The sequence below is a fragment of the Geomicrobium sp. JSM 1781026 genome, from assembly GCF_041949955.1.
Taxonomy (GTDB): domain Bacteria; phylum Bacillota; class Bacilli; order Bacillales; family Marinococcaceae; genus Geomicrobium_A.
Genome location: NZ_JBHFQF010000012.1, coordinates 24,253 through 48,476 on the forward strand (window position 1 = coordinate 24,253; position 24,224 = coordinate 48,476).

General features: G+C 43.9%; 25 protein-coding genes. 1 reads left to right on the top strand and 24 read right to left on the bottom strand.

The window, feature by feature from the left end; genetic code table 11:
• Position 1: 1 nt before the first annotated feature.
• The 21 genes from ACE1TF_RS17875 to rpsU all read right to left on the bottom strand — a co-directional run bounded on the left by ACE1TF_RS17875 (position 2) and on the right by rpsU (position 20,011).
• On the bottom strand, positions 2-361 hold the full coding sequence (locus tag ACE1TF_RS17875; RefSeq protein WP_375018812.1) for a c-type cytochrome: 360 nt from the start codon (positions 359-361) through the stop codon (positions 2-4).
• A gap of 194 nt (positions 362-555) precedes the next feature.
• Entirely contained in the window at positions 556-1,668 is a 1,113-nt protein-coding gene (gene rpoD / locus ACE1TF_RS17880; protein ID WP_042401104.1) for an RNA polymerase sigma factor RpoD, read from the bottom strand.
• Between the two features lie 47 nt (positions 1,669-1,715).
• Positions 1,716-3,560 (bottom strand): DNA primase, encoded by a 1,845-nt coding sequence (gene dnaG, locus ACE1TF_RS17885; RefSeq protein WP_375018815.1) that lies wholly within the window; start codon positions 3,558-3,560, stop codon positions 1,716-1,718.
• A gap of 336 nt (positions 3,561-3,896) precedes the next feature.
• The gene (locus ACE1TF_RS17890) at positions 3,897-4,709 is read right to left on the bottom strand and encodes a pyruvate, water dikinase regulatory protein (protein ID WP_375018817.1); all 813 of its coding nucleotides are present in this window, start codon (positions 4,707-4,709) and stop codon (positions 3,897-3,899) included.
• Complete coding sequence (gene ccpN / locus ACE1TF_RS17895; RefSeq protein ID WP_375018887.1) at positions 4,702-5,355, bottom strand: transcriptional regulator CcpN; 654 nt, start codon at positions 5,353-5,355, stop codon at positions 4,702-4,704. The genes ACE1TF_RS17890 and ccpN overlap by 8 nt, the downstream gene beginning before the upstream one ends.
• 47 nt (positions 5,356-5,402) lie before the next feature.
• Positions 5,403-7,484: a glycine--tRNA ligase subunit beta gene (gene glyS, locus ACE1TF_RS17900; RefSeq protein ID WP_375018819.1), complete on the bottom strand. Its 2,082-nt coding sequence runs from the start codon at positions 7,482-7,484 to the stop codon at positions 5,403-5,405.
• Position 7,485: 1 nt separating this feature from the next.
• Positions 7,486-8,373, bottom strand: coding sequence for a glycine--tRNA ligase subunit alpha (gene glyQ / locus ACE1TF_RS17905; RefSeq protein ID WP_042424635.1), 888 nt, complete (start codon positions 8,371-8,373; stop codon positions 7,486-7,488).
• A 306-nt stretch (positions 8,374-8,679) separates the two neighbouring features.
• A complete protein-coding gene (gene recO / locus ACE1TF_RS17910) occupies positions 8,680-9,432 on the bottom strand; it encodes a DNA repair protein RecO (RefSeq protein ID WP_375018821.1) in 753 nt (250 codons plus the stop codon).
• A gap of 9 nt (positions 9,433-9,441) precedes the next feature.
• Positions 9,442-9,570, bottom strand: a complete 129-nt coding sequence (locus ACE1TF_RS17915; RefSeq protein ID WP_152549040.1) for a YqzL family protein — start codon at positions 9,568-9,570, stop codon at positions 9,442-9,444.
• A gap of 198 nt (positions 9,571-9,768) precedes the next feature.
• Complete coding sequence (gene era, locus ACE1TF_RS17920) at positions 9,769-10,680, bottom strand: GTPase Era (RefSeq protein ID WP_375018824.1); 912 nt, start codon at positions 10,678-10,680, stop codon at positions 9,769-9,771.
• Positions 10,667-11,065: a cytidine deaminase gene (locus ACE1TF_RS17925; protein WP_375018826.1), complete on the bottom strand. Its 399-nt coding sequence runs from the start codon at positions 11,063-11,065 to the stop codon at positions 10,667-10,669. The genes era and ACE1TF_RS17925 overlap by 14 nt, the downstream gene beginning before the upstream one ends.
• Before the next feature lie 15 nt (positions 11,066-11,080).
• Positions 11,081-11,368, bottom strand: coding sequence for a diacylglycerol kinase family protein (locus ACE1TF_RS17930; RefSeq protein ID WP_375018828.1), 288 nt, complete (start codon positions 11,366-11,368; stop codon positions 11,081-11,083).
• 82 nt (positions 11,369-11,450) lie between these two features.
• On the bottom strand, positions 11,451-11,915 hold the full coding sequence (gene ybeY / locus ACE1TF_RS17935) for an rRNA maturation RNase YbeY (RefSeq protein WP_375018830.1): 465 nt from the start codon (positions 11,913-11,915) through the stop codon (positions 11,451-11,453).
• Positions 11,912-14,065, bottom strand: coding sequence for an HD family phosphohydrolase (locus ACE1TF_RS17940; protein WP_375018832.1), 2,154 nt, complete (start codon positions 14,063-14,065; stop codon positions 11,912-11,914). Before ACE1TF_RS17940 ends, ybeY begins: the two co-directional genes overlap by 4 nt.
• Positions 14,066-14,101: 36 nt before the next feature.
• Positions 14,102-15,064, bottom strand: a complete 963-nt coding sequence (locus ACE1TF_RS17945; RefSeq protein WP_375018834.1) for a PhoH family protein — start codon at positions 15,062-15,064, stop codon at positions 14,102-14,104.
• Between the two features lie 5 nt (positions 15,065-15,069).
• Positions 15,070-16,257, bottom strand: a complete 1,188-nt coding sequence (yqfD, locus tag ACE1TF_RS17950; protein WP_375018836.1) for a sporulation protein YqfD — start codon at positions 16,255-16,257, stop codon at positions 15,070-15,072.
• A 1-nt stretch (position 16,258) separates the two neighbouring features.
• Positions 16,259-16,552 carry a sporulation protein YqfC gene (gene yqfC, locus ACE1TF_RS17955; RefSeq protein ID WP_375018838.1) on the bottom strand — a complete coding sequence of 98 codons (294 nt, stop codon included), beginning with the start codon at positions 16,550-16,552 and terminating at the stop codon, positions 16,259-16,261.
• Between the two features lie 109 nt (positions 16,553-16,661).
• Positions 16,662-17,258: a hypothetical protein gene (locus ACE1TF_RS17960; protein ID WP_375018840.1), complete on the bottom strand. Its 597-nt coding sequence runs from the start codon at positions 17,256-17,258 to the stop codon at positions 16,662-16,664.
• A 31-nt stretch (positions 17,259-17,289) separates the two neighbouring features.
• Positions 17,290-18,303 carry a flotillin-like protein FloA gene (gene floA, locus ACE1TF_RS17965; protein ID WP_375018842.1) on the bottom strand — a complete coding sequence of 338 codons (1,014 nt, stop codon included), beginning with the start codon at positions 18,301-18,303 and terminating at the stop codon, positions 17,290-17,292.
• A 32-nt stretch (positions 18,304-18,335) separates the two neighbouring features.
• A complete protein-coding gene (locus ACE1TF_RS17970; RefSeq protein WP_042401077.1) occupies positions 18,336-19,631 on the bottom strand; it encodes an NfeD family protein in 1,296 nt (431 codons plus the stop codon).
• A 206-nt stretch (positions 19,632-19,837) separates the two neighbouring features.
• Positions 19,838-20,011, bottom strand: coding sequence for a 30S ribosomal protein S21 (gene rpsU, locus ACE1TF_RS17975; RefSeq protein ID WP_042401074.1), 174 nt, complete (start codon positions 20,009-20,011; stop codon positions 19,838-19,840).
• Between the two features lie 180 nt (positions 20,012-20,191).
• Between rpsU and ACE1TF_RS17980 the strand changes: the two genes are divergently transcribed.
• Positions 20,192-21,115: a Na/Pi symporter gene (locus ACE1TF_RS17980; RefSeq protein WP_375018844.1), complete on the top strand. Its 924-nt coding sequence runs from the start codon at positions 20,192-20,194 to the stop codon at positions 21,113-21,115.
• A 47-nt stretch (positions 21,116-21,162) separates the two neighbouring features.
• On the opposite strand, the gene mtaB is transcribed toward ACE1TF_RS17980, so the two are convergent.
• Genes mtaB through prmA form a run of 3 tightly spaced genes read right to left on the bottom strand, consistent with a single transcriptional unit; the run spans position 21,163 to position 24,217 of the window.
• Positions 21,163-22,497, bottom strand: coding sequence for a tRNA (N(6)-L-threonylcarbamoyladenosine(37)-C(2))-methylthiotransferase MtaB (gene mtaB, locus ACE1TF_RS17985; protein WP_375018846.1), 1,335 nt, complete (start codon positions 22,495-22,497; stop codon positions 21,163-21,165).
• A gap of 6 nt (positions 22,498-22,503) precedes the next feature.
• A complete protein-coding gene (locus ACE1TF_RS17990) occupies positions 22,504-23,256 on the bottom strand; it encodes an RsmE family RNA methyltransferase (RefSeq protein ID WP_375018848.1) in 753 nt (250 codons plus the stop codon).
• A gap of 4 nt (positions 23,257-23,260) precedes the next feature.
• Positions 23,261-24,217, bottom strand: a complete 957-nt coding sequence (prmA, locus tag ACE1TF_RS17995; RefSeq protein WP_375018850.1) for a 50S ribosomal protein L11 methyltransferase — start codon at positions 24,215-24,217, stop codon at positions 23,261-23,263.
• Positions 24,218-24,224: the final 7 nt, after the last annotated feature.

Genomic DNA, 24,224 nt, shown 5'->3' on the forward strand with positions numbered 1-24,224 from the left:
ATTATTCTAAGCTTGATACGTATTCTGCAACAGCTTCAGCCTCTTCACCACTAACGAGCCCATCTGGCATTGCTCCAGGACCTTCTTCGATCGCTTGGATAACTACATCCATATCCAAACCAGCTACCGGTGGTCCAGCTGTTCCGCCTGCACCAGCATCACCGTGACAGCTCAAACAGCTATCTTCAAATAACTGCTCGCCTAGCGCAATCGGATCATCTGTATCGATTTCTTCACCGTTTCCATTGCCTTCTTCGCCCTCTTCTCCACCAGCTCCTAAACCGATAAAAGAAAAGACGAGCATTAAGCAAATACCAACCCCTGCAATAAGTGCGAGTGGAATTAATGGTTGTCCTTTCATGAAGTTTCCTCCTAATCGTAACGATATGTAAATAGTAATAGATTCGCTCTATATTTTATACGAAAAGCGAAAAAAAGAAAAGCATACACGACCGACTTTTCGCAAATTGTCATTTTCTAATGACTATCAATTTGCATTTCACCTTGTAGGTGAGTAAGATAAAGAAAAACGGGTTGGAACGCAACCCGCTTCCCTTACTCCATGAAATCTTTCAATCGTTTGCTTCTGCTTGGATGACGGAGCTTTCGAAGTGCTTTGGCTTCAATTTGACGAATTCGTTCACGCGTAACACCAAACACTTTACCGACTTCCTCGAGTGTACGTGTACGCCCATCATCAAGACCGAATCTAAGACGAAGAACGTTCTCTTCACGATCGGTTAACGTATCAAGAACATCTTCGAGTTGTTCTTTCAGCAACTCGTACGCAGCAGCATCTGATGGTGCCAATGCTTCTTGGTCCTCAATGAAATCACCGAGGTGTGAATCATCTTCTTCACCAATTGGTGTTTCAAGCGATACAGGTTCTTGAGCAATCTTTAAGATCTCTCGAACTTTCTCTGGCGTTAAATCCATCTCTTCCGATACTTCTTCTGGCGTCGGCTCACGGCCAAGATCTTGAAGAAGTTGTCGTTGAACACGGATGAGTTTATTAATCGTTTCCACCATATGCACTGGAATTCGAATGGTTCGTGCTTGGTCTGCGATTGCTCGCGTAATCGCCTGACGAATCCACCACGTAGCATACGTACTGAATTTGAACCCTTTGTTGTAATCGAATTTCTCTACGGCTTTAATGAGACCCATGTTGCCTTCTTGAATTAAGTCAAGGAACAACATGCCACGGCCTACATAACGCTTGGCAATGGACACAACGAGACGGAGGTTCGCTTCAGCCAATCGGCGTTTCGCTTCTTCATCGTCTTCTTCGATGCGTTTTGCTAGATCAATTTCCTCTTCCGCTGATAAAAGAGGTACACGACCAATTTCTTTCAAGTACATACGCACGGGATCGTTAATCTTAATACCCGGAGGAACACTCAGATCATTCAGGTCAAGGTCTGTTTCTTTTTCAACTTGGTCCATACTCGGCACTTCTTCACCTTCATTAAGAAGATCCACACCTTGCTCACCCAAGTACTCAAAGAATTCATCCATCTGGTCTGAATCTTGATCATATGGGGCTAGCTTTTCTGTAATTTCGGCGTAAGATAGCACACCGCGTTTCTTACCTACTTCTACGAGTTGCTCTTTGACTTGATCGATCGACATTTCACCTTCTGCGATGCGAGGTGGTTTCTCTGCCATTCGATCTCCCTCCTTCCAATTCCAAAAACATGTTGCACTGCGTGTATTTAACGCACATTCGTGCGCTTCTTCGGAAACTTACCGCCAATTCTCTTTTTAAGCGCGATGATTTCATTTCCTATTTTTAAGGCTGCCTCGATATCTTTTCTTCGTTCAGCGTCCTTAAGCTCATGTTCTTTACCTTCTATTTCTACCCAAGTTGGATAGTTCTTAACCAACTCAATATAATCGGTAAACGCTTCTTTCGTCATCTCCATGCCTGATTCCATCATAATTTCTGTCGCAATCTGCTGAAGTTCCCTGTCATCCATATGCATGATAAACGAATGACTACTCGCCTCGTGTCCGTCAGCATAGAAGGCGTACAAGTACGCAGCGATCGCTGCATACTGATCCACATTAAACTCTCCACCAATGTGGTCCTTTACTTCATCCGCCCACTGTTCGTCATCAATCATTGCCCGAATTAACATGCGCTCGGCTCGATGAAACGCGGGCAATAACTCACGCTTCACTTGAGCTTTTTGGGGGGCTGATTGGGCTCGCGGCTTAAAAGAGCGAGACTGGACAGAATCTGTGTGATTTCTTCGTTGTTCGATCGACGTTAACTCTTGATGCAATGCATCTAACGATATATCAAATTCTTGAGAAAGGTCTTTCATAAAGTACTCTCGTTCAATAGCACTTTCAACACCAAGAACAATCTCTAATACTCTTTCGATATATTCGCGTCGATCTCCTTCTCGTTGTAAGTTTTTCTCTCGCCTTAACCGAGCAATCTTAAAGGAAGAGACTGCAGTAGCTTCATTTTCAATGAGATGGACAAATGCTTTGCTTCCGTACTCCGTCAGAAATTCATCGGGATCTTTGCCCTCTGGCATAGGAACAACTCGCACATCGCAACCTACCCCTTGCAGTGTCTCCGCATTTTTAATGGCCGCTTCCTCACCTGCTTGATCTCCATCATAACAAAGGATTACATTTTCTGTCAGATTTCGGATCCGCTTTGCTTGGCTTTGATTCATAGCAGTCCCAAGTGTAGCAATCCCATTATCTATACCATGAATCCAAGCGGAGACGACATCCATACAGCCTTCAAACAGTACGACTTGATCTTTCTTTCTCGCTACTGGCTTGGCGAGGTGATATGCGTAAAGCATGTTGCTCTTTTTAAACAATGCACTCTCTGGGCTGTTCAGATACTTCGGATGGTTGTCTTTGACGAGTGCTCGTGCATTAAAACCAACATGCTTTCCACCAATATCATGCAACGGAAACATGACCCGATCAGAAAAGCGATCATAAGAGCTTCTCCCATCTTCAGGCACCTGCAATAAACCGGCGTTTGCCATCAACTTGAGATCAAACTCCCGCTTATCGAGCAATGTTTTTAAAGATGAGCGCTCTCTAGGTGCATAACCTAACCGAAAGTGAAGCATCGCCTCTTCATTTACGCCTCGCTCCTTAAAATACTGATAGGCCGCTCTGCCTTGCTCTGTGTTCATAAGCAAGTGATGATAAAAGCGAGCCGCCAATGAATGCCCCTCTCTCATCTTCTCCCCTTCGGATGTTGGCTCGGGGGAAAGTTCTACGTGCTGCGTATCAATATTTAAATTATCCGCGAGTTTCATGATTGCTTCTTGGAACGATAACTTCCCGTGGTCGATGAGAAATGAAACCACATTTCCTGATGCCTTACAACCAAAACAATGATATAACTGCCGATCTTTGGAAACAGAGAAAGACGGCGTGTTCTCTCCGTGAAAAGGACATAACCCTACATAACGGTCTTGCCCTTGTTTCTTTAGCTCTACGACTTCTCCGATGACGTCCACTATATCTGTCCGTTCACGAACTTCCCGAATTAGAGGCTCAGGAATAGTTTTAGACAATCGTACAATCACCACCGCATCGTTCGATTTTATTGTTTTGGTTTACAAAAAATGACCAGCGTGTGAAAAAAAGAATCCGACACATTCCATGACGGTCGTGTCGTATTCTTTACCACTCGCTGACGTATGGCAAACCATTTCTACATAAAACTAGAAAAACCTTTTTTCTTTGGTTTTTATTTATAACTTTTGCGAACTTAAACAACACATTTACCTATTATAATTCATATTTCCACCGTTGACTACACCCGTCACGAAAAAAACACGAATATCGTCGAAAACCCACGAATGAAGGCGAGAGAGATCGAGTCAGACCTTTCTCGCCTTTAGAAATGATCACTTCTTGAAATAACTGGAAATGATATTTGCCGTTTCTTCAACCGCTTTATTTGATACATCGATAACCCGGCAGCCGATCTTCTCCATAATTCTTTCGGAGTAGGCCAATTCATTTTCAATGCGAGCGAGGCTAGCATAGTTCGCCTCAGCTTTTAAGCCGAGTGATTTTAACCGTTCTGAACGAATCTCTATCAACTTCTCAGGTGAAATCTTTAAACCGATGCATTTCTCTGGAGAGATCTTGAACAGTTCCTCAGGCGGGTCCAGCTCTGGCACTATTGGCACATTTGCAACCTTTAACCTTTTGTGCGCCAAGTATTGCGAAAGTGGTGTTTTTGATGTTCTTGACACGCCAATAAGCACCACATCTGCATGCAACACCCCACGTGGGTCCCGTCCATCATCATACTTCACCGCAAACTCAATCGCATCGACCTTCTGAAAATAATCCTCATCTAAGCGGTATACAAGTCCTGGTTCGTATTTTGGCTGCAACTGCAAAAGTGTCGTTAGTTTATCAAGAATCGGTCCTAACAGGTCGACTGCTTCAACCTTTTCACGCTCTGCCGCCATTTGCATGTACGCTTTAATCTCTGGCACGACGAGCGTATACGCAATCATGGCACCTACGTCCTTTGCCAATTGCAATACTTCATTTATTGTCGCTTCATCTTCAACGTAAGGGATTCTTCTTACTTCAATTGTTGTATTTCCAAACTGGCTTGAAGCCGCACGGATGACAAGTTCTGCCGTTTCTCCAACAGAATCCGATACTACGTAAACAATCGGGTGTAGTTGAAACTTATTCATGGGTTTCCTCCTTCATTGGCAGATCACGATTCATTACATCCACAAGCAATTTTGTCATTGTTGTTTTCGTAATCCTGCCCACGACTTCATAGCCCCCATCGGGTCCTCGATTCACGACTGGAACAGCATCAATTTGTTTTTCAATCAATCGCTTGCATACCTCTATGAGCATGTCTTCTTTGTAACAAACCGTGATGTTCGGCATTCTCGTCATAATAATACTCACGGGCATGGATTCAAGCTCTTGATTGCCTAGACTCGCACGCAACAAATCCTTACGAGACAATACACCAGCAAGCTTTGCATCGGCATTCACGACAAACAGCGTGCCTACATCTTCAAGAAACATTGCGCTAATCGCGTCATATACAGAATCTGACTCATTCACAACGACAGGGATGGATTGATATTCTTTTACTTTTAATGTTTTTAACTGTTCAATTGGTATTTCTGCACCTGTTTTACCTGTGTAGTAATACCCGACTCTTGGCCTTGCTCCGAGAAACCCGACCATTGTGAGAATAGCAAGGTCCGGGCGTAACGTCGCTCGTGTGAGAGAAAGTTTGTCTGCGATTTTCTCCCCAGTAATCGGCCCTTCACCCTTTACGATTTCTAAGATCCGCTCTTGCCGATTCGTCAATTCGATAACGCATCACCGCCTTTGTACAAAGATGCACCTCTCTTTTTATAAGCTTAAGAAGGAAGCACGAGAGATTGGAATTTCGCAAAACGATTGATTTCAACAGATAACAAGCGCATCTGGGCTAACCGATTGTTCTTTTCATGTTCTTCTTTACTCATAACCATAATTTCATCGAAGTAGCGATGAATGACCGGCGAAAGCTGCACGAGTTGCTGCCACGCTCCATCCACATCGTTATGATCGAGCATGGATCCCATATTTTCTCGCAAAGCTTCGTACGCTTTATATAAGTCTTGTTCTTCAGCTTTTACGAAAAGCGATGGGCTCACGTCAAGTAATAACTGTTCATCTTGCTTAGCAATATTGTTCACACGTCCAAGTGCTTCGGCTGCTTGTTTTAGTTCCTCTGTTCCGTGAATTGATTGCAAAAAGAAAGCTTTTTGAAATACGGTGTCCACTCTTCCTAGCGGCAATACGAGAAGCGACTCAACAATGTCATAACGTACGTCAGCTTCTTCTAATGCTGCTTTCATCCGCAATAAGAAAAACTCTTCGATATCTTTTTGGAGATGCGAGTTCTCAATCGTGTATGGTGCTTTTTCAGCCACACCTACAGCAAGCTCAACCATTTGTTCAAATGTTATATTGAGAGCAAAATGATTGGTCAACGTCACAACCGCCGCTGCCTGTCTTCTGAGACCGTAAGGGTCTTGCGAACCCGAAGGCTTTTGACCGATTGCGATAGCACTCGTAATCGTATCAAGCTTGTCAGCAATACTCGCTAATGCTCCGATTTTAGATTCTGGTAGCCGATCACCATTAAATCGAGGAGAATAATGATCTCTCACAGCTGAAACAACCGTTTCATGTTCTCCTCGTCTCGCTAAATAATCACTTCCAATTAATCCTTCGAGTTCTGGAAATTCATCTACCATGAGTGTCGACTGGTCTACTTTAAGAAGCTCTGTGGCTCGTTCTAATAAAGCCCGGTCTTGATCGCTCACGCCGAGTGTTTCTGCAAATAAAAGCGCTAGTGCGGCAGTTCTTACACTCTTGTCTTTTAACGTTCCGACCTTTTCTTGTTCAACGATGCTTTCGAGCCGCTTCACGAGTTCATCAACAGACAGTTTCTGATCTTCATTATAGAAGAAAACCGCATCACTCAATCTTGCGCGAAGCACTTTTTCATTTCCACGCTTAATATTGTCTAGATGCAAGTGATCGCCATTTCGCACCGTCACAAAATGAGGGAGAAGCTCACCCGTTTCTGAATGAACGGCAAAATACCGTTGATGCTCCCTCATTGAGGTAATTAAGACAGGATCAGGAAGCTGAAGGAAGTTCTCATCGAAATCCCCGTGTAATGCCGTAGGGTACTCGACAAGGTTTGTTACCTCTTGGAGAAGTTCTGCTGGTTGGTCAATTGTCCAGCCATGCTCTTCTTCTAGGAGAGCAATTTGTTGCTTGATAGCTGCCTGCCGCTTCTCAGGCATAACAAGCACAAACTCACGAAGAAGCGTCTCTTCATAATCATCTGCTTGTTGGAGCTGTACTTCGGTTCCTAAGAAGCGATGACCATACGTGTTTCTTCCTGTCGGGATATTCGTAACAGTTGCGGGTATCACTTCATCACCGAATAGTGCACACACCCAATGAATCGGGCGAACATATCGTGTTTTGCTATGTCCCCAACGCATGCTTTTTGGAAAAGATACGTCTAAGTATAACTGCACAACTTCTGGTAGCAGGTGAATCGTTTTTTGACCTGTTACTTTTTTGACAGCATACACGTAAGATCCTTGTTCCGTATCTCTCGTTTCAAGTTGGTCCGCATCTAACCCTTTGCCCTTAGCAAAACCAATCGCTGCTTTTGACCAGCTTCCATCCTCATTTTTTGCAATGGCTGCAGAAGGTCCCCTTGATTCTTCAACGGTATCTGGCTGTACTTCATCTACGTCAAAAACAAGCACACCAAATCGGCGTGGTGTCGAAAACGCTTTGATGCTCGAATAGTTCACACGCTTATCCTTAAACCATTGGGTTACCTTTTGCTCAAAACTGTCACGCCCGATGTCAACAAACTGCGCAGGGATTTCTTCAAGACCTAATTCTAGTAACAATGTCTTTGCCATATTATGCTTCCTCCTTTGCTTTTTCCTTTAACAACGGGAAGCCTAATCGCTCTCGCTCTTGGTAATGAATAGAGGCACATTTTCTTGCTAAGTTACGAACGCGCCGAATATATCCGGTTCGCTCTGTAACAGAAATCGCTCCACCTGCATCTAAAAGGTTGAACGTATGGGAACATTTTAAAATGTAATCATACGCAGGGAAGACGAGATTCTTAGCTAGGGCAGCAGCTGCTTCTTGCTCGTAAGTGACGAACAGTTTTTGGAGCATGTCATGGTCTGCTACTTCAAATGTGTATGTGGAGTGCTCAAATTCCGGTTGGTAAAAAATATCTCGATACGTGTAACCTGCTTCCCATTCAAGATCAAACACATTCTCCTTGTCTTGAATATACGAGCATAGCCTCTCAAGGCCATATGTGAGCTCAACAGCAACCGGGTCAGCATCCAATCCTCCAACTTGTTGGAAGTACGTAAACTGCGTAATTTCCATCCCGTCAAGCCACACTTCCCAGCCTAGACCCCACGCATTTAATGTTGCATCTTCCCAATTGTCTTCAACAAAACGAATGTCATGCTTTAAAGGGTCGATCCCTAGCGCTTTTAAGCTTTCAAGATACAGCTCTTGAATATTCGGTGGAGAAGGCTTCATAATGACTTGAAATTGATGGTGCTGGTACAAGCGGTTTGGGTTATCTCCGTATCGTCCATCAGATGGTCGGCGTGAAGGCTCCACGTAAGCGGCGTTCCATGGCTCTGGGCCGATACTTCTAAGAAACGTCATTGGATTCATCGTTCCTGCACCTTTTTCAACATCATACGGTTGCATAATAAAGCAATTTTGCTCAGCCCAAAATGATTGCAACTTTAAAATCACTTGTTGTACATTCATCTTTCGTTCTCCTTTCATTTTTCAAAGGTTCGTCACACGAAAAATCCCGTCCCTAGCCCATTAATCCAATTAATGAGCTAGGGACGGGATTTGCCCGCGGTTCCACCCTAGTTGTGCAACATGCACCACTTCGTTCAATGCATTACTCAAAAGCGCCTTCCAAAGGATACATTTATGCGGCTTACACTGTTCCGCATTCGCTATGAAATGCATTTCCCTTTGTACTCTTCTTCATCTACGTAATGTTCGTATGTAAATAACTGTAGAGAAATCATACATAAAAACGAATCTGCTGTCAACTCACAGTCAATCTTTTGGCTTCCAATTCTCCCACTGGTCAAGAAAACGTTTTGACTTCAAACGAAGACCGCTATATTGATCATAATACGTATCAATGACCGATGCTAGTTTATCCCTCATGGCTAGGCTTACTTCGATGTTCTCAATGTTAGGTGTTCGAACATAAAACCATTCGCGCAGCATACGAACCTCTTCATCCGTTAATGCGAGTCGGTACTGGTCTGTGTGTTTGCAACGATCACACAAGAAGCCCGCTTCTTTAATCGAAAAAGAGAAAATTCCATTTGTTTCTCCACAATTAGCACAAGCCTTTAATTGGGGTCGTATACCAAGAAGGTGGGTCACCTTCCATTCAAACACCCGACGCAATAAGACAGGGTCGTCCCCCGCTTCCAACCGCTCTAACAAGCGAAGCACGAGTGCAAATAAATTCGGGCTCGCCTGCTTTTCCTCCACACTACTGTCCAAAAGCTCTAAAATGTATGCTGCATAAGCCGACATATCAAGATCTTCACGTAATGATCGGAATGTGTGCAACATTTCTCCTTGAGATAACGTTCCCATACTTTTGCCCATATAAAACGTGAGGAGCGTGTGTGCATATGGTTGACAAATTGCTGCGTATTGACTTTTTGGTTTTTTTGCACCTTTGGCCATGAGTGCCAGTTTCCCTTTTTCCTTCGTAAATACTTTCACAATCAGATGGGACTCGCCATACGGCAACGTGCGTATGACGACCCCTTCAGCTTTCTCTAGCATGAGTTACAATCAATCCCCTTCGTTTTGCAACCTCTCGTCCTCTGTAAACTCATCCTCACTATATCGCTCATTCTCTTTGTGTAAAAGGTACGTATCCAAATCACCGGTTAAGGAAAATAACTTCCAATAACTTAACATCCATCTCCACCCCTTCATTATAACGTATGATTAGAATTTACATATACAAAAGAAATCATGAGTAGTAATAGTTACCGTATTAAATAAAACGCCAATGATTGAATTGTCTTATAATTATAGTTAGCATCCATAAAAAAAACAATGGGTTCGATGTAAACACCATTGTTTCGCTCTCATCTGCGGAAATGTGAGTCAAATCTACATTTCGCGGTCGCTATATCCTTGTTCATTCAGGAATCTTGCTTTATTGCGCCAGTCTTTTTGCACTTTCACCCATAATTCTAAGAATATATCTGAGCCTAAAAGCACGCGAATGTCTTTTCTTGCTTCTTGACCGACCTTTTTCAGCATTGCTCCTTGCTTTCCAATGACAATCCCCTTTTGAGACTGTCTTTCGACAACAATCGTCGCTTGCACATACGTCTTTTGATTCGGCCTTTCTTTTACCGAGTCAATGATAACGGCAATGGAATGAGGAATTTCATCACGCGTATGAGCCAACACTTTCTCACGAATCAATTCAGCAATGATGAAGCGTTCGGGGTGGTCGGTAATTTGCTCGTCAGGGTAATATTTAGGCCCTTCAGGAAGATATTTGCGTATTTCTTTCGTGAGCACATCAACATTTTGGTTATGAAGCGCTGATATAGGAATGACTTCTTTAAAATCGTAATGATGACGATACTCATCAATTCTCTCCAGAAGCTGGTCTGGGTGAATTTTGTCTATTTTATTCATCACGAGAAAAACTGGCGTGTTCACGCGTTGTAATGATTCAAGAATATAAGCCTCACCGCCGCCAAACTTCTCGGACACATCAATAAAGAAAAGAACCACGTCGACTTCTTTTAGTGTATCTAGCGCCTGACTCACCATAAATTCCCCAAGTCGATGCTTCGGTTTATGTATCCCCGGTGTGTCCAAGAAAATCATCTGTTCGTCTGCTGTAGTGTGCACCGCTTGGATTTTATTTCTCGTCGTCTGTGGTTTATCACTCATGATGGCAATCTTTTGACCGATCACTTGATTGAGTAATGTTGACTTCCCTGCATTCGGGCGCCCAATTAATGAAATAAATCCTGACTTGAATGAGTGGTTATTGCTTGTCATTCATATCTCCTGCCTCAAAAGCACCCGGCAATAATGTAGCGATCGTTACTGTCCGAGTCTCTCCTTTTAAATTTCCTAAAATCACTTCACCTGTAGAATCCATAAATTCCGCAATCACTTGTCGACATGCGCCGCACGGTGAAACAGGGCCGTCTGTATCTGCGGTTACATAGAGTTTTTTTATTTTACGATGGCCTTCAGACATCGCCTTAAATATTGCCGTTCGTTCTGCACAGTTCGTTAATCCATACGATGCATTTTCTATATTTGCGCCTGTAAACACTGTCCCGTCTTCAGTTTCTAAACTCGCTCCAACTTGAAACTTCGAATAAGGTACATAGGCGTTGCTTCTTGCTTTTTCTGCAAGTGTTTGTAAATCAGACATGAATCATTCACCTTTCTATAAAAATAAATTCATTACCGGTTCGTAAAACACAATAATGCCAACAATGACAGCAATCATACTATAGATGAGCACTGCGGCGGCGGCTACGTCTTTTGCTGTCTTTGCAAGGGGATGATACGTCGGGGACACGAGATCAACCACCCGCTCAATGGCCGTGTTGACCATCTCAAGTGTGATCACACCGCCGATAACAATGACTAGCATACCGATTTGCAAAAGGCCTACATCTAGCGAGATCGCTAGCAATACGATAAACAACGTCAAAAAAACATGGATTTTCATGTTTTGCTCGTGCTTATAGACGTAATACAATCCACGCGCTGCGTAAACAAAAGAAAAACCTAGACGTCTTATGCCAGTTTTTTTACGTTTCTCTTTCCAATCCATAGGCAGTTAACAATTCCTCCTGCAACGCGAACATCTCTTTTTCGTCGGCCTCTGATTGATGATCATAACCGATGAGGTGTAGCAATCCGTGGATGGCTAGAAATCCGAGTTCGCGTTCGATTGAATGATTGTACTCCTTCGCTTGCTCTTTCATCCGCTCCACACAGATGACAATGTCCCCAAGCAGATGTTCATCTTGGAAACCATCGTCCTCTTCATCATCATTTAGAGCAAAACTAAGTACATCTGTCACTTCATTTTTGTTTCGATATTCATGATTTAACGCTTGAATTTTTGTTTTTGAAACGAAAAGTACGGAGCTTTCCGTTTCCACTGGAAGTTGCAATCGTTGGCAGCTACTGCCTAGAATTTGAGTTACAAGTTCTAGTTGTTCAACGGTGAGTTCTTCGGTTTCATCAATCACGTCGATCGGGTAATTCATTGGGCTGATTTCGACTCCTTTTCTTCATCTGGGTACTCAATTCGAGAGTGAAATGTTCCATGTAACGTTTCACACATTGAAGATGCGACGATTGCTAGCTCACGAACGGTAATATCACATTCGTCTAATTGCTGGTCCACGAGTCGATCTTGAATAATCGCATCTACGAGTGCTTTTATTTTAGCATCACTCGGTTCAGACATCGAACGGACCGCGGCTTCCACACTGTCGGCAATACCAATGACCGCTGATTCCTTAAATTGCGCTTTCGGTCCTGGGTACCGGTACGCTTCTTCCTTAGGATCTTCATCCATTTCTTTCGCTTTATAATAGAAATACTTTAACATCGTTGTTCCGTGGTGCTGTTTGGCAATATCAACGATTTCTTTAGGCATCTGGTGCGCTTCTAACATCTTTGCACCATCATACGGATGGGCAATGATTAATGCTGCACTTTTCTTAGGCGGTAAGCGATCATGCGGGTTATCCATCTGCAGTTGATTCTCGATGAAATAGACTGGCTTTTTTGTTTTCCCTACGTCATGATAATATGCCCCAACACGAGCAAGCAATCCATTTGCCCCGATTGCCTCACAAGCCGCTTCTGCGAGATTTGCCACCATCACACTATGATGATAGGTGCCTGGAGCTTCTAACAAAATCTTACGCAACAATGGATGGTTAGCATTCGTGAGCTCAATGAGTTTCGTTTGTGACAATATATTAAATCCGGTCTCGAAAAACGGCAACAAACCTAAGGTGAGCACTGCCGATAAAAACCCAGATAAAATTGCAAAAGTAATTTCAAAGCCGAATGTAGAGAGTACAAGCTGTTGATTGTTAAACACATGTAGAACGGTCACAATCGCGGCGTTAACAAGCGCGATGTACACACCCGCTTGCAAAATTTTACCAGTTCTAGGGTTCTTTCCGATAAAGAACACACCTGAAAACCCGCTTAAAATTGCGTACACAAGAAACGACGAGTGAAAGGCACCTGCCGCTGACCCATTATAGATCACACTTGCGCACAATGACAATAATACGACTGAAAACAGGGCAATCCGATAGTTAAGCAGTTGGGCAAGCAACATCGCGCCTAAAGCGATCGGTGTGATCCAGATGACCCCGTGGACGTCTAATACCGACAAAAGACTTATTAAAGTCATCAATGCGAGCATAATGAAAAACACGATCACATACAGCAGTAGATGACGATTGCTATGTTTAATTGGGCTACTTGTTTGCACTGTATAGAATCGAAACATTAAAAGCAACACCATGGTAAAAATGAGCAATCCTATGTATGGGTACGGGGTGATGGTTTCATCTAAGAGACCGACCAATCGCATTTGTTCATAAGCAGCAGGCCCAATAATCTCTCCTTCTTGTGCCAACAGTTGCCCTTCTCTAATGAGTACAGGATCAACTTCACTGAGCAGAAGCTGAACTTGCTCACTCGTCGCTTCATCGTCATAAATATAATTGGCGATAACGAGTGAACGCGTAATCTCAGTCACTGCATCATGTAGACGTGAACTGTTTAGTGAGTGCAACACACGTTCTTCAGCTTCATCGCGAGCCTCTGGCACTTCATCAACTGAAATCCCTTCATTCATCACCTCAAAAACCGAATTCCTAACGATATCTCTAGCGACACGCAGTTGTTCAGAGCTTGAGGTTAACAACGTCTCGATCGTAGACATCGTCAAATCACGGTCAACGTCTTGATTGACTGCTTCTTGCATATACTCCATTTGTTCTTCTAATTCAGGTGGTGAATCTCCTTCTGTGAGCTCATCTTCATCACGTTCCATGTCTGAAGACAACTGGATCGCAAGTCCAAAGATCGCGTTCACCTTTTCCGTTTGTGACTGAGCATAGTCACTTCGGAGCACGTATACAGGGTCGATCGTCGCAACAGCCTCTTGGCGTCGCTCAATCGTCTGCTCCTCATGCTCTACTGTAATGGGTGCTCGTATATCTTCAGGAGCCGGTTCTGATAGTGAAATATCTAGGCGATCAGGAACAACATTTGACACCATCGATCCAAATAATAATATTGCAAGCAAGAGAAATAAGCCGACCCTTATGGTTCGGGAACTTAAACGAAGCAAAGGTCGGCTCATATTTCTTGTTTTGTTTTTCACGTTCAGCACTCCTACGCTTGCAAATTCAATGGACGATTATTCATTGCCTTCTTGGTCATACGCTTCCAACACACGCTTTACGAGCGTGTGGCGCACAACATCGGCTCCTTGTAAGTAAACAAAACCAATGTCACGCACAGGCTTTAATATATCTGTCGCCACTTGCAATCCTGATTTTTTGCCTTTCGGTAAATCAACTTGCGTAAGGTCGCCGTTGACAATCATTTTCGAGCCAAAGCCAAGGCGGGTAAGAAACATTTTTATTTGTTCAGGCGTCGTGTTCTGCGCCTCATCTAGTATGACAAACGCATCATCCAGTGTGCGTCCTCTCATATAAGCAAGCGGGGCCACTTCAATGGTTCCACGCTCCATTAGTCTCGCCGTATGCTCCGTGCCAAAAATGTCGTGTAGTGCATCATAAAGAGGGCGTAAATACGGGTCGACCTTCTCTTTAAGATCTCCTGGCAAAAAGCCCAGGTTCTCGCCAGCTTCAACAGCTGGACGTGTCAACACAATTCGTTGGACAGCGCCTGCTTTTAACGCGCTCACCGCCATAACAACAGCCAAATATGTTTTACCTGTCCCAGCAGGACCAATACCAAAAACCATGTCATGATTGCGGATCGCTGATACGTACGTTTGTTGTCCTAGCGTCTTAACGACAATCGGTTTCCCTTTCGCATTAATCGCAATGGTCTCTTGATAAATGTGATTTAGTTTATCAAGCTTGCCTTCTTCGTCCAACTGCACAGCATAAATGACATCACGTTCACTAATATCTGTTCCTTGACGAAGTAACTGCAACAATTTAATGAGCACTCGTTCCACGCGGTCAATATGCTCTTCAGTTCCCGAAACGACGAGCGCTTCACCTCTTGTCACAATGGTCACATCAAGAATTTCTTCCATTCGTTTTAGATGTACATCATTCGGACCAAAAAGGGATTGCAACTCGAGTGAATCTTGCACATGTAAATCGATGACTTTTCTCTCTGTCAAAATTCTCATTCTCCTTGTGATATCGGTGCTTCTTCAGCAATGTTTTCGATCACTTCATAATGGATGGATACTGTAACTTTACCATTGTCGGTTCGTGTCTGTAAAATATTTTCAGAAATCACTTCAGCGTCTGGCCCTAATTGTCTTCTTAATTCCCTGTCAGCCACTTGCTTTGCACGTTCACTAGCTTCATCAACGGAATAAGAGATTTCCCTTTGACCACGTTCTGAATACGTCGTTCTTTCAATCGGTAATTCAATTGTCGTAAACACGAGTGGAAGCTTTACCGCCTCGGTTTGCTCATGGAAGTTGTCGAAATCTTCCTCAACTCCTCGGCCCCAAAACTGCCATGCAAAATCCCCAAGTCGAAGCTCATACTGACTCGCCCGCTCCCCAGTGTATGTTTCTCCTCTTAGTGTCATCGGCACTTGGATCTGCCCTTGGTACCACGTTTCTGCTCGAATGGTTCCTTCAGCAGCAATTGCAGACTCTTCCCCTTCACGTCCAATCAGTCCTGAGATAAGCAGATCGCCAACTTGGACAACGTCATTTAACGCGACAGCTGCTCGTCCATTTTCAACGTAAAGTTCATGAATGACACCGTTCTTCATTGCGACTAAATTTCTTGGAGACAATGCTTCTCTTTCCTCAGCCAATTGCTGCTCTACGACCTGAAACTGGTAGCTCGTACCCCTTTTCTCTACACCAATCCACGTCGCACCCGGGACTTCTTCAGATACTCGTTGCTGAAGTTCCGATTCTGCAGCGATCCTCCATTGAGGACTGCCTGGTGCTAAACCTTGATCCTTAGCCCATACACGGATTTCATGTTCGATTTGCGGCGAAGCTCCTTCAACATCCACCCTCCAAACCATTTGTGACAACAAGCCAACAACGAGGAAGAACACGAGAATACCTGCAACAAATCCAAAACGTTTAAAGCTCTTTTGTTTATATAAATACATACCCTTTCGCTCACCAAACGACACTTTGATTGGGTGATTTCTTGCAATTTTTCGAAGCTTTTTCACATCAGAGATGTTCATGATCGCCTGTACGTGACCCACATTCTTTCTTTCAACATTCACGAAAGAAATGTCGTGTTGAATACATTCATTAAGAAATGGTTCAATTTGTTCTCCATCGAGGGAAAGCTCAACTTGCCCTTTCCAATTGCGATCTGTTTTTTGCACATTACTTCTCTCCTTTTTTATGAATGTGAGCCACTTGATCAATTTGACCTTCTAGAATTAATTCATCTGGCAAAATCGCTTTTATAATCATCTCTTTGCCTGTAACAAGAAGCTCCCCGTCACTTAAACGAAGTTGCACATTGTCAGAGGAGAAAGAAAGAATGCCTCGGTGGTTTTCGATATATACATGGACGTGCCCGATCATCGTTACCCTACTGAGACCAAGGGTCACATCAGCAGGAATTTGCATGCTTTTAGTCATAAGCTTTCTCAGCTTTCTTGATATGGACGCCACAAACATTCCCTCCTCAACTATACGTATGTCCTAATACGTCCGATCATCACTACGATTACGTTTTAGAACCGACCAAAAAAAAAGCACCCTCAAAGGAGGATGCTTTATCTTATGACATATAACGCTTAGGTGTTCGCGGATTCGTTCGATGAGGTTTAGTGCCTCGAGGTTCGGTTAATATTTCTGACCAAACCATCCCTTGAACGATATCTTTTCTGGAGATGTTTTTGAAGGAGACAAGCTCCCCTTCATCAACACGAGTAGCGATGCGTTTTTGCTTCGCTTGTAACTCCTTTGTTTTTGCTTGGAGCTCCTGTTCAGCTTGTTTCTTACGATTTCTCGCTTCTTCACGACGCTTTTCAAATTCCTGCATTTCTTTACTCACAACAGTCGAATCTGGAGACGACGTCTCTTGTTGCTCGGGTTGACTGAGTGTCGAGTCCGCACGTGGCTGGCGGCTCGTTGGTCGCTCTTGTTGCTCTTCTGACCCACCGCCAAACATTTCCTCCAGTTGCTTACCAAGATCACCAAATGGGCTTTCCTGACTTTCACGTGTCGAGGTTTCCGTACGTTCTGACTGCTGAGTTTCTTGTGGACGAGGACCTGTCCCTGGTTTGGAGCGTTCATTTGTCTTTTTGGAATTGGTAAACAAGTTCATAATGCTCGAAATGATCATCATGAGAATAATAATTCCAATAATCTCCATTCATCAGTCCCCCTTTCTTCCATTCAAAAAACTATCCTCGATTACGGTGCGGATCTTCGTCTTCATCATCTTTCGAAGCTTTGCCGATACTCTCTCTCATATCCGTATCCGCTTGCACGTTTTGGAAGTTCACGTAATCCATAACACCTAAGTTACCCGCTCTAAATGCTTCTGCCATGGCCATCGGTACTTCCGCCTCAGCTTCAACAACTTTCGCACGCATTTCTTCAACACGAGCTTTCATTTCTTGTTCTTTGGCAACAGCCATCGCACGACGCTCTTCTGCTTTAGCTTGTGCAATATTCTTATCTGCTTCTGCTTGGTCAGTCTGGAGCTCAGCACCAATGTTCTTCCCGATATCAATATCGGCAATATCAATGGATAGAATTTCAAAGGCAGTTCCTGAATCAAGACCTTTTGTTAGAACGGTTTGTGAAATCATATCTGGATTCTCTAGAACTTTCTTATGATCATTGTTAGAACCAATCGTGGAAACGATCCCTTCACCGACACGGGCAATGACTGTATCTTCACCCGCACCACCGACGAGGCGATCAATGTTCGCTCGTACTGTAATTCTTGACTTCGCTTTAATTTCGATACCGTCCATCGCTACACCCGCAATAAATGGTGTTTCAATGACTTTCGGATTTACACTCATTTGTACAGCTTCCAACACATCACGGCCAGCAAGATCAATCGCTGCAGCACGCTCAAATGATAAGTCAATGTTCGCACGATGCGCAGCAATCAACGCATTGACAACCCGGTCGACGTTACCACCTGCTAGGTAGTGACCTTCCAACATGTTTGTTGTAATATCAAGACCCGCTTTTTTCGCTTTGATTAGCGGGTTAATGACACGTTTTGGAACAACGTTACGTAAACGCATCCCGACAAGTTGAAAGATGCCGACTTTAACATTCGCTGCGATTGCAGCAATCCAAAGTCGAACAGGTACAAATGTGAATAGAACAGAAAGCAAGATGATTGCAATGGCAATCACGACAATGACCAAAAGCGGCCCTGTACTAATAATGTCCATTTTCGTAGTCCCCCTTTAATAGAATTACGTGCTTATTTGATCTCTCTAACGACAATACTCGCACCGTCTGTACGAACAACTTGAATCGACTTACCTTTCTCAATGAAACTACCTTCACTCACAACATCCACTTGGGTATCATTTATTTCACCAATACCTGCAGGTCTTAACGGTGTAAGAGCCACGCCTGTTTCATTTAACAAACGTTCTTTATCCGCTTTTCTCTGTGTTCCTTCTTCGCTTGAAACCTCATCTTGGAGCACAAGACGCTTCATTAAGCCGATACGTCCAAAATACTTGAACATAACGAATGCTGCGACACCTGCCGCTCCAACAGCGAGCAAAATCGAAAGAAAGATTTGTGAAGTATCAAAAGAGGCAAGATAGATACTGCCGATAATAGACCCAACCCCTAGTAAACCAAACAATCCGAAGCCTGTAAATACGATTTCGACAACAATCAGGATAATTCCTATAATTAATAGGATTAAACTCTCCCAACCTGCAAATCCAGCAAACAAATGCCCAAAGAAAAACAAACCAAGTGATGATAATCCAACAATTCCTGCAATGCCAAAACCAGGTGTAAAGAATTCAGTAATAAGTCCAACTGCACCTACAGCAAGAAGAATCGAGATCATGGCTGGATGTGTAATCCAGCGTGTCATCGTTTCTGCTAAAGCTTGGTCTTGCTCAACGACTTCTGCGTCCGCTAAATCAAGAGCGGCTAGCACGCCTTCTCGGTCTTCTTCAATGCCTTCAGCATAATTGTTCTTTAACGCTTCGTTTGCATTTATAGATATCGGATTGTCAGGGTTTACCATCTGTCCAGCAATGTCTGGAGGCCGGTCATGTTCACTGCTCGCTGCAGCTGTTCTCATTTCCGTCGCCCAGTTTTCAGCGACTTTCTGGTCAGCAGCATTTCCCGCACCATCAATGACACTTGCATTTCCGATTTGTGCGCCGGGTTGCATAAAGATGTTGTCCGTATAAAGAGCAATGTATGCACCTGCAGAAATGGCTCCATGGTCTTCATTCTTTACGAATGTAGAGATCGGAACATCGGTTGCTTGAATCTTATTCACGATGTTTGTCGCGGCATTCACTGCCCCGCCTGGTGTATCCATTTCTAATAGAATGTGGTCTGCACCGTCTTCAACTGCGTCCGTGATCGCCCGATCCAAGAAAGCTTCTAAACCACGTTCTACGGTTTGCTCAACCGGGATCACATGCACGGACTGATTGCTATCAGCCACAGACTGAAATGGCAATACCATACCCGTGATGAGAAGTAAGAGGAAAAGAATTACACGACTTCTTTTTCCCATCTGCTCCCTCCCCTTCATGATGATCATTTATTTGCGAACTTACTCGTATTGTAACCGCTATAATTTAGTGTACACAATATATAAGCTAGAACACAAGTAATCCACACCTTCTGCCTAGTATTACGTGTGCGTCGACCCAAAGGTTTCAAAAAATGCAAAACCCCCGATGCAAATCTGCACCAGGGGTTGATTCATTTCAGCCAATATTAGAACTTACGCTTACGCGCAGCTTCTGATTTTTTCTTCTTTTTAACGCTTGGCTTTTCATAATGTTTACGCTTGCGGACCTCAGCAAGTGTACCGTCTTTAGAAACATTCTTCTTAAAACGACGCAATGCTGAATCGAGCGACTCATTCTTTCTTATACGTGTTTCAGCCATTTGAATCCCTCCCTCCGCAGTACCGCTCACAATCATGACATTCACTTGTACAATATGATGTCATTTTAGTAAATTGTAATGGAAATTCGTCTGTTTTGCAACACCAATCTTTGAATTTCCACAAACTCGCTTCATAAATCTCCTCGGCATGCCATAACTATAAGCATTGGGGGACGGGCTATGGAGTATTCATTTATGATGATCGTTGTTTATATATTTATTTTTTTATTTGGAATTGCGATTATTCGTCTTGGTTTAGAGCAGGCAACCCCTGCGCGTGTAAAATCGTTAATTGAAAGAAGTACGAGCCACCCATTAGCCGGACTCTTTGTCGGATTTGCAGTTACCGCTGTTCTCCAGAGCAGTACCGCTGTCATGGTTCTTGCTGTCAGCCTCGTAGCCGCTCGTGTCATTCCTTTTCGACAAACAATTGCCATCATATTGGGAAGCAATGTCGGGACGACCATCACCCTTGAACTTCTCGTTTTCTCTGGTGAAACACTCGGCATGGTTACGCTCGTTCTCGGGGTTGTTGCCTTGCTCACGAGAAAGCGCTCGTTATTTTTATTTGGGATGACTTTCTGTGGGATTGGTTGTATGTTTCTTGCCATGGACGGTATGGGTGAGTGGGGAGAAGCCTTTGCAAGTCATGGGTTTGCAAGCACACTGATCGAACACAACATGTCTAACCTTGTGTCAATGCTCGGCGGAACCGTACTCGCATCGATTATCCAATCCAGTACGGCTGCCATTGCGATTGGCATTCAGTTGTATGCCAATCAAGTGCTCAGCCTCGAAGCTGTCATTAGTATTATGATGGGGGCCAATGTCGGCACTTGCCTTACGGCTGTTCTTGCCGCATTCGGAGCAGGTCGAGGTGCGATGCAAACCGCTATGGCGAATGTGTTTCTAAATCTTGGTGGTGCGTTACTTTTTTTACCATTTGTTTCGCTATTTGCCTACTTCGTCATGCAACTCACAACAGATCCCGCTACTCAAGTCGCTCATGCTTCTGTGCTATTTAACGTCATATGCTCGCTGTTACTCTTACCTTTCATCCATCCTTTTGCTTCACTCGTCGAACGAGTAACTGGGGAAAAATAAAGAAAGACGAATTGGGAAACATCCCCCCTTCGTCTTTCCCTCGTTAACTACACAAATTGTTTTGCGTCGTGGTCGATGACGCGAACAAACTCTGCCTCACTCTCAGGATACCCTGCTCGAGTGATTTTCGCTTTGACAATTTGCCCGACCATTTCTTTTGTCGCTGGAACTCTTACTTTTAAGTAATTGCTCGTATATCCAACAAACATCCCCGAATCGCCTTTCGCTTCTTCCTCAGGAATCACTTCGACCACTTCGTTTTCAAATGATGACACGTACTGCTTTGCCAGTTGCTCAGACAGAGCAATGAGTTTTTGCACACGTGCCTGCTTTACGTTGTCATCCACTTGATCGTCTCTTCTCGCTGCTGGTGTACCTGTACGCTTAGAATACGGGAACACGTGCAGTTCGGAATAGCTCATCTCTTGGATAAATGCGTACGTCTCTTGAAACTCTTCTTCTGTCTCTCCAGGGAACCCGACAATCACATCGGTTGTAATCGCCAAGTCGGGGAAGATTTGCTTCAACTTCGCCACACGCTCTTTATAAAATTGCGTTGTATACTTTCTTCTCATTCGTTTTAAAACCGTGTCTGAACCTGCTTGTAAAGGAATGTGAAAGTGATTCACAATTTTATTCGAGTTTTTTACAACCTGAATGACTTCATCAGTAATTTGACTCGCTTCAATCGATGAAATTCTTAGTCGTTTAATGCCTTCAACTTCTTCAAGTTGTTGTAGAAGCTTAGCAAAGTTGTAGTCTTTAAAATCCTCACCGTATCCTGCTGTGTGGATTCCAGTGAGTACGATTTCTTTATAGCCGGCCTCAACGAGTTGCTTTGCTTGTTGAAGAACTTGTTCAGGTTCTCTTGAACGAAGCAGTCCTTTTGCCCAAGGAATGATGCAAAATGTACAGAAATTGTTGCATCCTTCTTGAATCTTTAAGCTTGCCCGTGTGCGATCACGAAACGCCGGAACGTCCAACTCTTCGTACGTACGGGTTTTCATAATGTTACCGACCGCATTTTTTGGCTCTCTTGTTTGTTTAAATTCTTCAATGTAGCCGATCATCTTTTTACGATCTTGAGTACCAACGACGATATCAACACCCGGAATATCCATAATTTCCGCTGAAGATGTTTGTGCATAACATCCCGTCACACAAATGACGGCATCGGGGTTGTTACGGATTGAACGGCGAATCACTTGCCGACTTTTTTTATCTCCTGTGTTTGTTACTGTACACGTATTAATAACATACACATCAGCAGGGTTCTCATCTGCGGTCTGCGTGTAACCCGCCTCTTTAAATAATTGCCAAATGGCCTCTGTTTCATAGTGGTTGACCTTGCAACCTAACGTATGGAAAGCAACGCTTGCCATCGGTCTTCACCTCTTAATTTCGTATTCATAACCGAGCATGCTAAGAAGAGCAGTAGATGCCGTTTCTGCCCTAAGTATTCTGGGACCTAAGCTTATAGACGCAAGCCCTGCATCTTGAAACAGCTGGAATTCACTTTCACTAAAGCCCCCTTCAGGTCCAAAAATCGCGAGCACAGAAACAGGCAGATGAAGCGCTTCTAATTGTTCGTATAACGCATGATGATTCGTCCCTCGACCCGACTGTTCCGAGACGACCCACACCACATCATAACGGTCCGCTATTAATAATAATTCCTTTGCAGAAGCAACGTGTTGAACTGCTGGCAGTCGCAGCCTTTCCGATTGCTCTGCAGCTTCTTGAACGATCTTTTTGTAGCGGCCGAGCTTCATGTCTTGCTTCTTCTCGTCCCATTTTACGACGGAATGCTTTCCTCCAAAACCAATAAACCCAAAAGCACCTAACTCCGTTGCTTTTTGCAGCATCCATTCAAACCGATCACCTTTAATGTCTGCTTGCGCGATTGTAACATGAACGGGTAGTTCCGCGCATGTTTCGATCGTTTCTGAAAACTGTGCCGTCACCTTCTGTGCTTGTACAGATGTAATGGTAAACTTTCCTGCTTTTTCATTTTCATCTACACATATGAACTCATCGCCTGCACTCATTCTCATCACCCGTTCAATGTGGTGAGCTTGTTCGCCTTGGAGAACGACTCGGTCCCCTTCTACGTCTTCATTTTGGATGAAATATCGTTGCAACCCCCTACACCTCACTCATTCGTTGTGCGTGAATCGCGACCCAATCCTTCATTTCATGAACGTCTATGACGGTGAACCCGTGCAGCGAGAGCACATGTATAACTTCTGCTTTCTTTGATGAGATGATGCCCGAAACGAGCAAATGTCCGTTTTGTTTCAAGTGATTTTGCACCGATGGAACCATGCGGATCACGATGTCACTTAACAGATTGGCCACAACTACATCTGCTTTTTCTGTTGAGGCTGTTTCAGCGAGCAAGTCTCGTTCTGTCACTTCAGTAGATTCAGCTGTTTGATTACGCTCGATGTTTTCTTTGGCCACCTTCACCGCGACCGGGTCCAAGTCAAATGCTTGTACGTGACGAGCACCTAGTTTCACCGCTGCAATGCTTAATATACCCGAACCTGTACCGACATCAATGACGCGGTCTCCAGGTTGAATTAACGTCTCCAGCGCCCGTAAGCATAAAAGCGTCGTTTCGTGTGTGCCCGTTCCAAATGCCATGCCTGGGTCCAATTCGATGATCGTTTTCTCGTGATCCGTTGCACTGACAGGCTCCCACGAAGGGACGATGCGAAGCGTGTTGCTCACATCAATCGGTTTATAATATGTCTTCCATGCCTCTGACCAATCTTCTTCACGGATCGTCTGTTGTTCGATGTTTATCCCTTTTACTGGCAAACTACTTTCTCTTTCCAATTGCTCAAGTGCACTTGTAATGGCGTTCATCGTTTCATTCAAACGCTCGTCAATAGGAAAATATGCTTTCAACACGACGCCAGACGTCGGCAAATGATCAACCGAAGGCTTACCGATAATATCACTGCCCCACTCAGGCTCGTATTGACGATCGCGACTGTCTTCGATAACGATCCCATTCGCACCCTGTTCATTTAACAGGTCAGCGACTTGTTCATGTGCTTCATGGGATGTATGTAAGCGACATTCTGTCCATTCCATTAATCGA

Bases quoted from the DNA above. Each gene is read 5' to 3' on its own strand.
- ACE1TF_RS17875 (WP_375018812.1), bottom strand. From the start codon at position 361: ATGAAAGGACAACCATTAATTCCACTCGCACTTATTGCAGGGGTTGGT.
- rpoD (WP_042401104.1), bottom strand. From the start codon at position 1,668: ATGGCAGAGAAACCACCTCGCATCGCAGAAGGTGAAATGTCGATCGAT.
- ACE1TF_RS17890 (WP_375018817.1), bottom strand. From the start codon at position 4,709: ATGAATAAGTTTCAACTACACCCGATTGTTTACGTAGTATCGGATTCT.
- glyS (WP_375018819.1), bottom strand. From the start codon at position 7,484: ATGGCAAAGACATTGTTACTAGAATTAGGTCTTGAAGAAATCCCTGCG.
- glyQ (WP_042424635.1), bottom strand. From the start codon at position 8,373: ATGAATGTACAACAAGTGATTTTAAAGTTGCAATCATTTTGGGCTGAG.
- recO (WP_375018821.1), bottom strand. From the start codon at position 9,432: ATGCTAGAGAAAGCTGAAGGGGTCGTCATACGCACGTTGCCGTATGGC.
- ACE1TF_RS17915 (WP_152549040.1), bottom strand. From the start codon at position 9,570: ATGTTAAGTTATTGGAAGTTATTTTCCTTAACCGGTGATTTGGATACG.
- era (WP_375018824.1), bottom strand. From the start codon at position 10,680: ATGACAAGCAATAACCACTCATTCAAGTCAGGATTTATTTCATTAATT.
- ACE1TF_RS17925 (WP_375018826.1), bottom strand. From the start codon at position 11,065: ATGTCTGATTTACAAACACTTGCAGAAAAAGCAAGAAGCAACGCCTAT.
- ACE1TF_RS17930 (WP_375018828.1), bottom strand. From the start codon at position 11,368: ATGAAAATCCATGTTTTTTTGACGTTGTTTATCGTATTGCTAGCGATC.
- ybeY (WP_375018830.1), bottom strand. From the start codon at position 11,915: ATGAATTACCCGATCGACGTGATTGATGAAACCGAAGAACTCACCGTT.
- ACE1TF_RS17960 (WP_375018840.1), bottom strand. From the start codon at position 17,258: ATGGAGATTATTGGAATTATTATTCTCATGATGATCATTTCGAGCATT.
- floA (WP_375018842.1), bottom strand. From the start codon at position 18,303: ATGGACATTATTAGTACAGGGCCGCTTTTGGTCATTGTCGTGATTGCC.
- ACE1TF_RS17970 (WP_042401077.1), bottom strand. From the start codon at position 19,631: ATGGGAAAAAGAAGTCGTGTAATTCTTTTCCTCTTACTTCTCATCACG.
- rpsU (WP_042401074.1), bottom strand. From the start codon at position 20,011: ATGGCTGAAACACGTATAAGAAAGAATGAGTCGCTCGATTCAGCATTG.
- ACE1TF_RS17980 (WP_375018844.1), top strand. From the start codon at position 20,192: ATGGAGTATTCATTTATGATGATCGTTGTTTATATATTTATTTTTTTA.
- mtaB (WP_375018846.1), bottom strand. From the start codon at position 22,497: ATGGCAAGCGTTGCTTTCCATACGTTAGGTTGCAAGGTCAACCACTAT.
- prmA (WP_375018850.1), bottom strand. From the start codon at position 24,217: ATGGAATGGACAGAATGTCGCTTACATACATCCCATGAAGCACATGAA.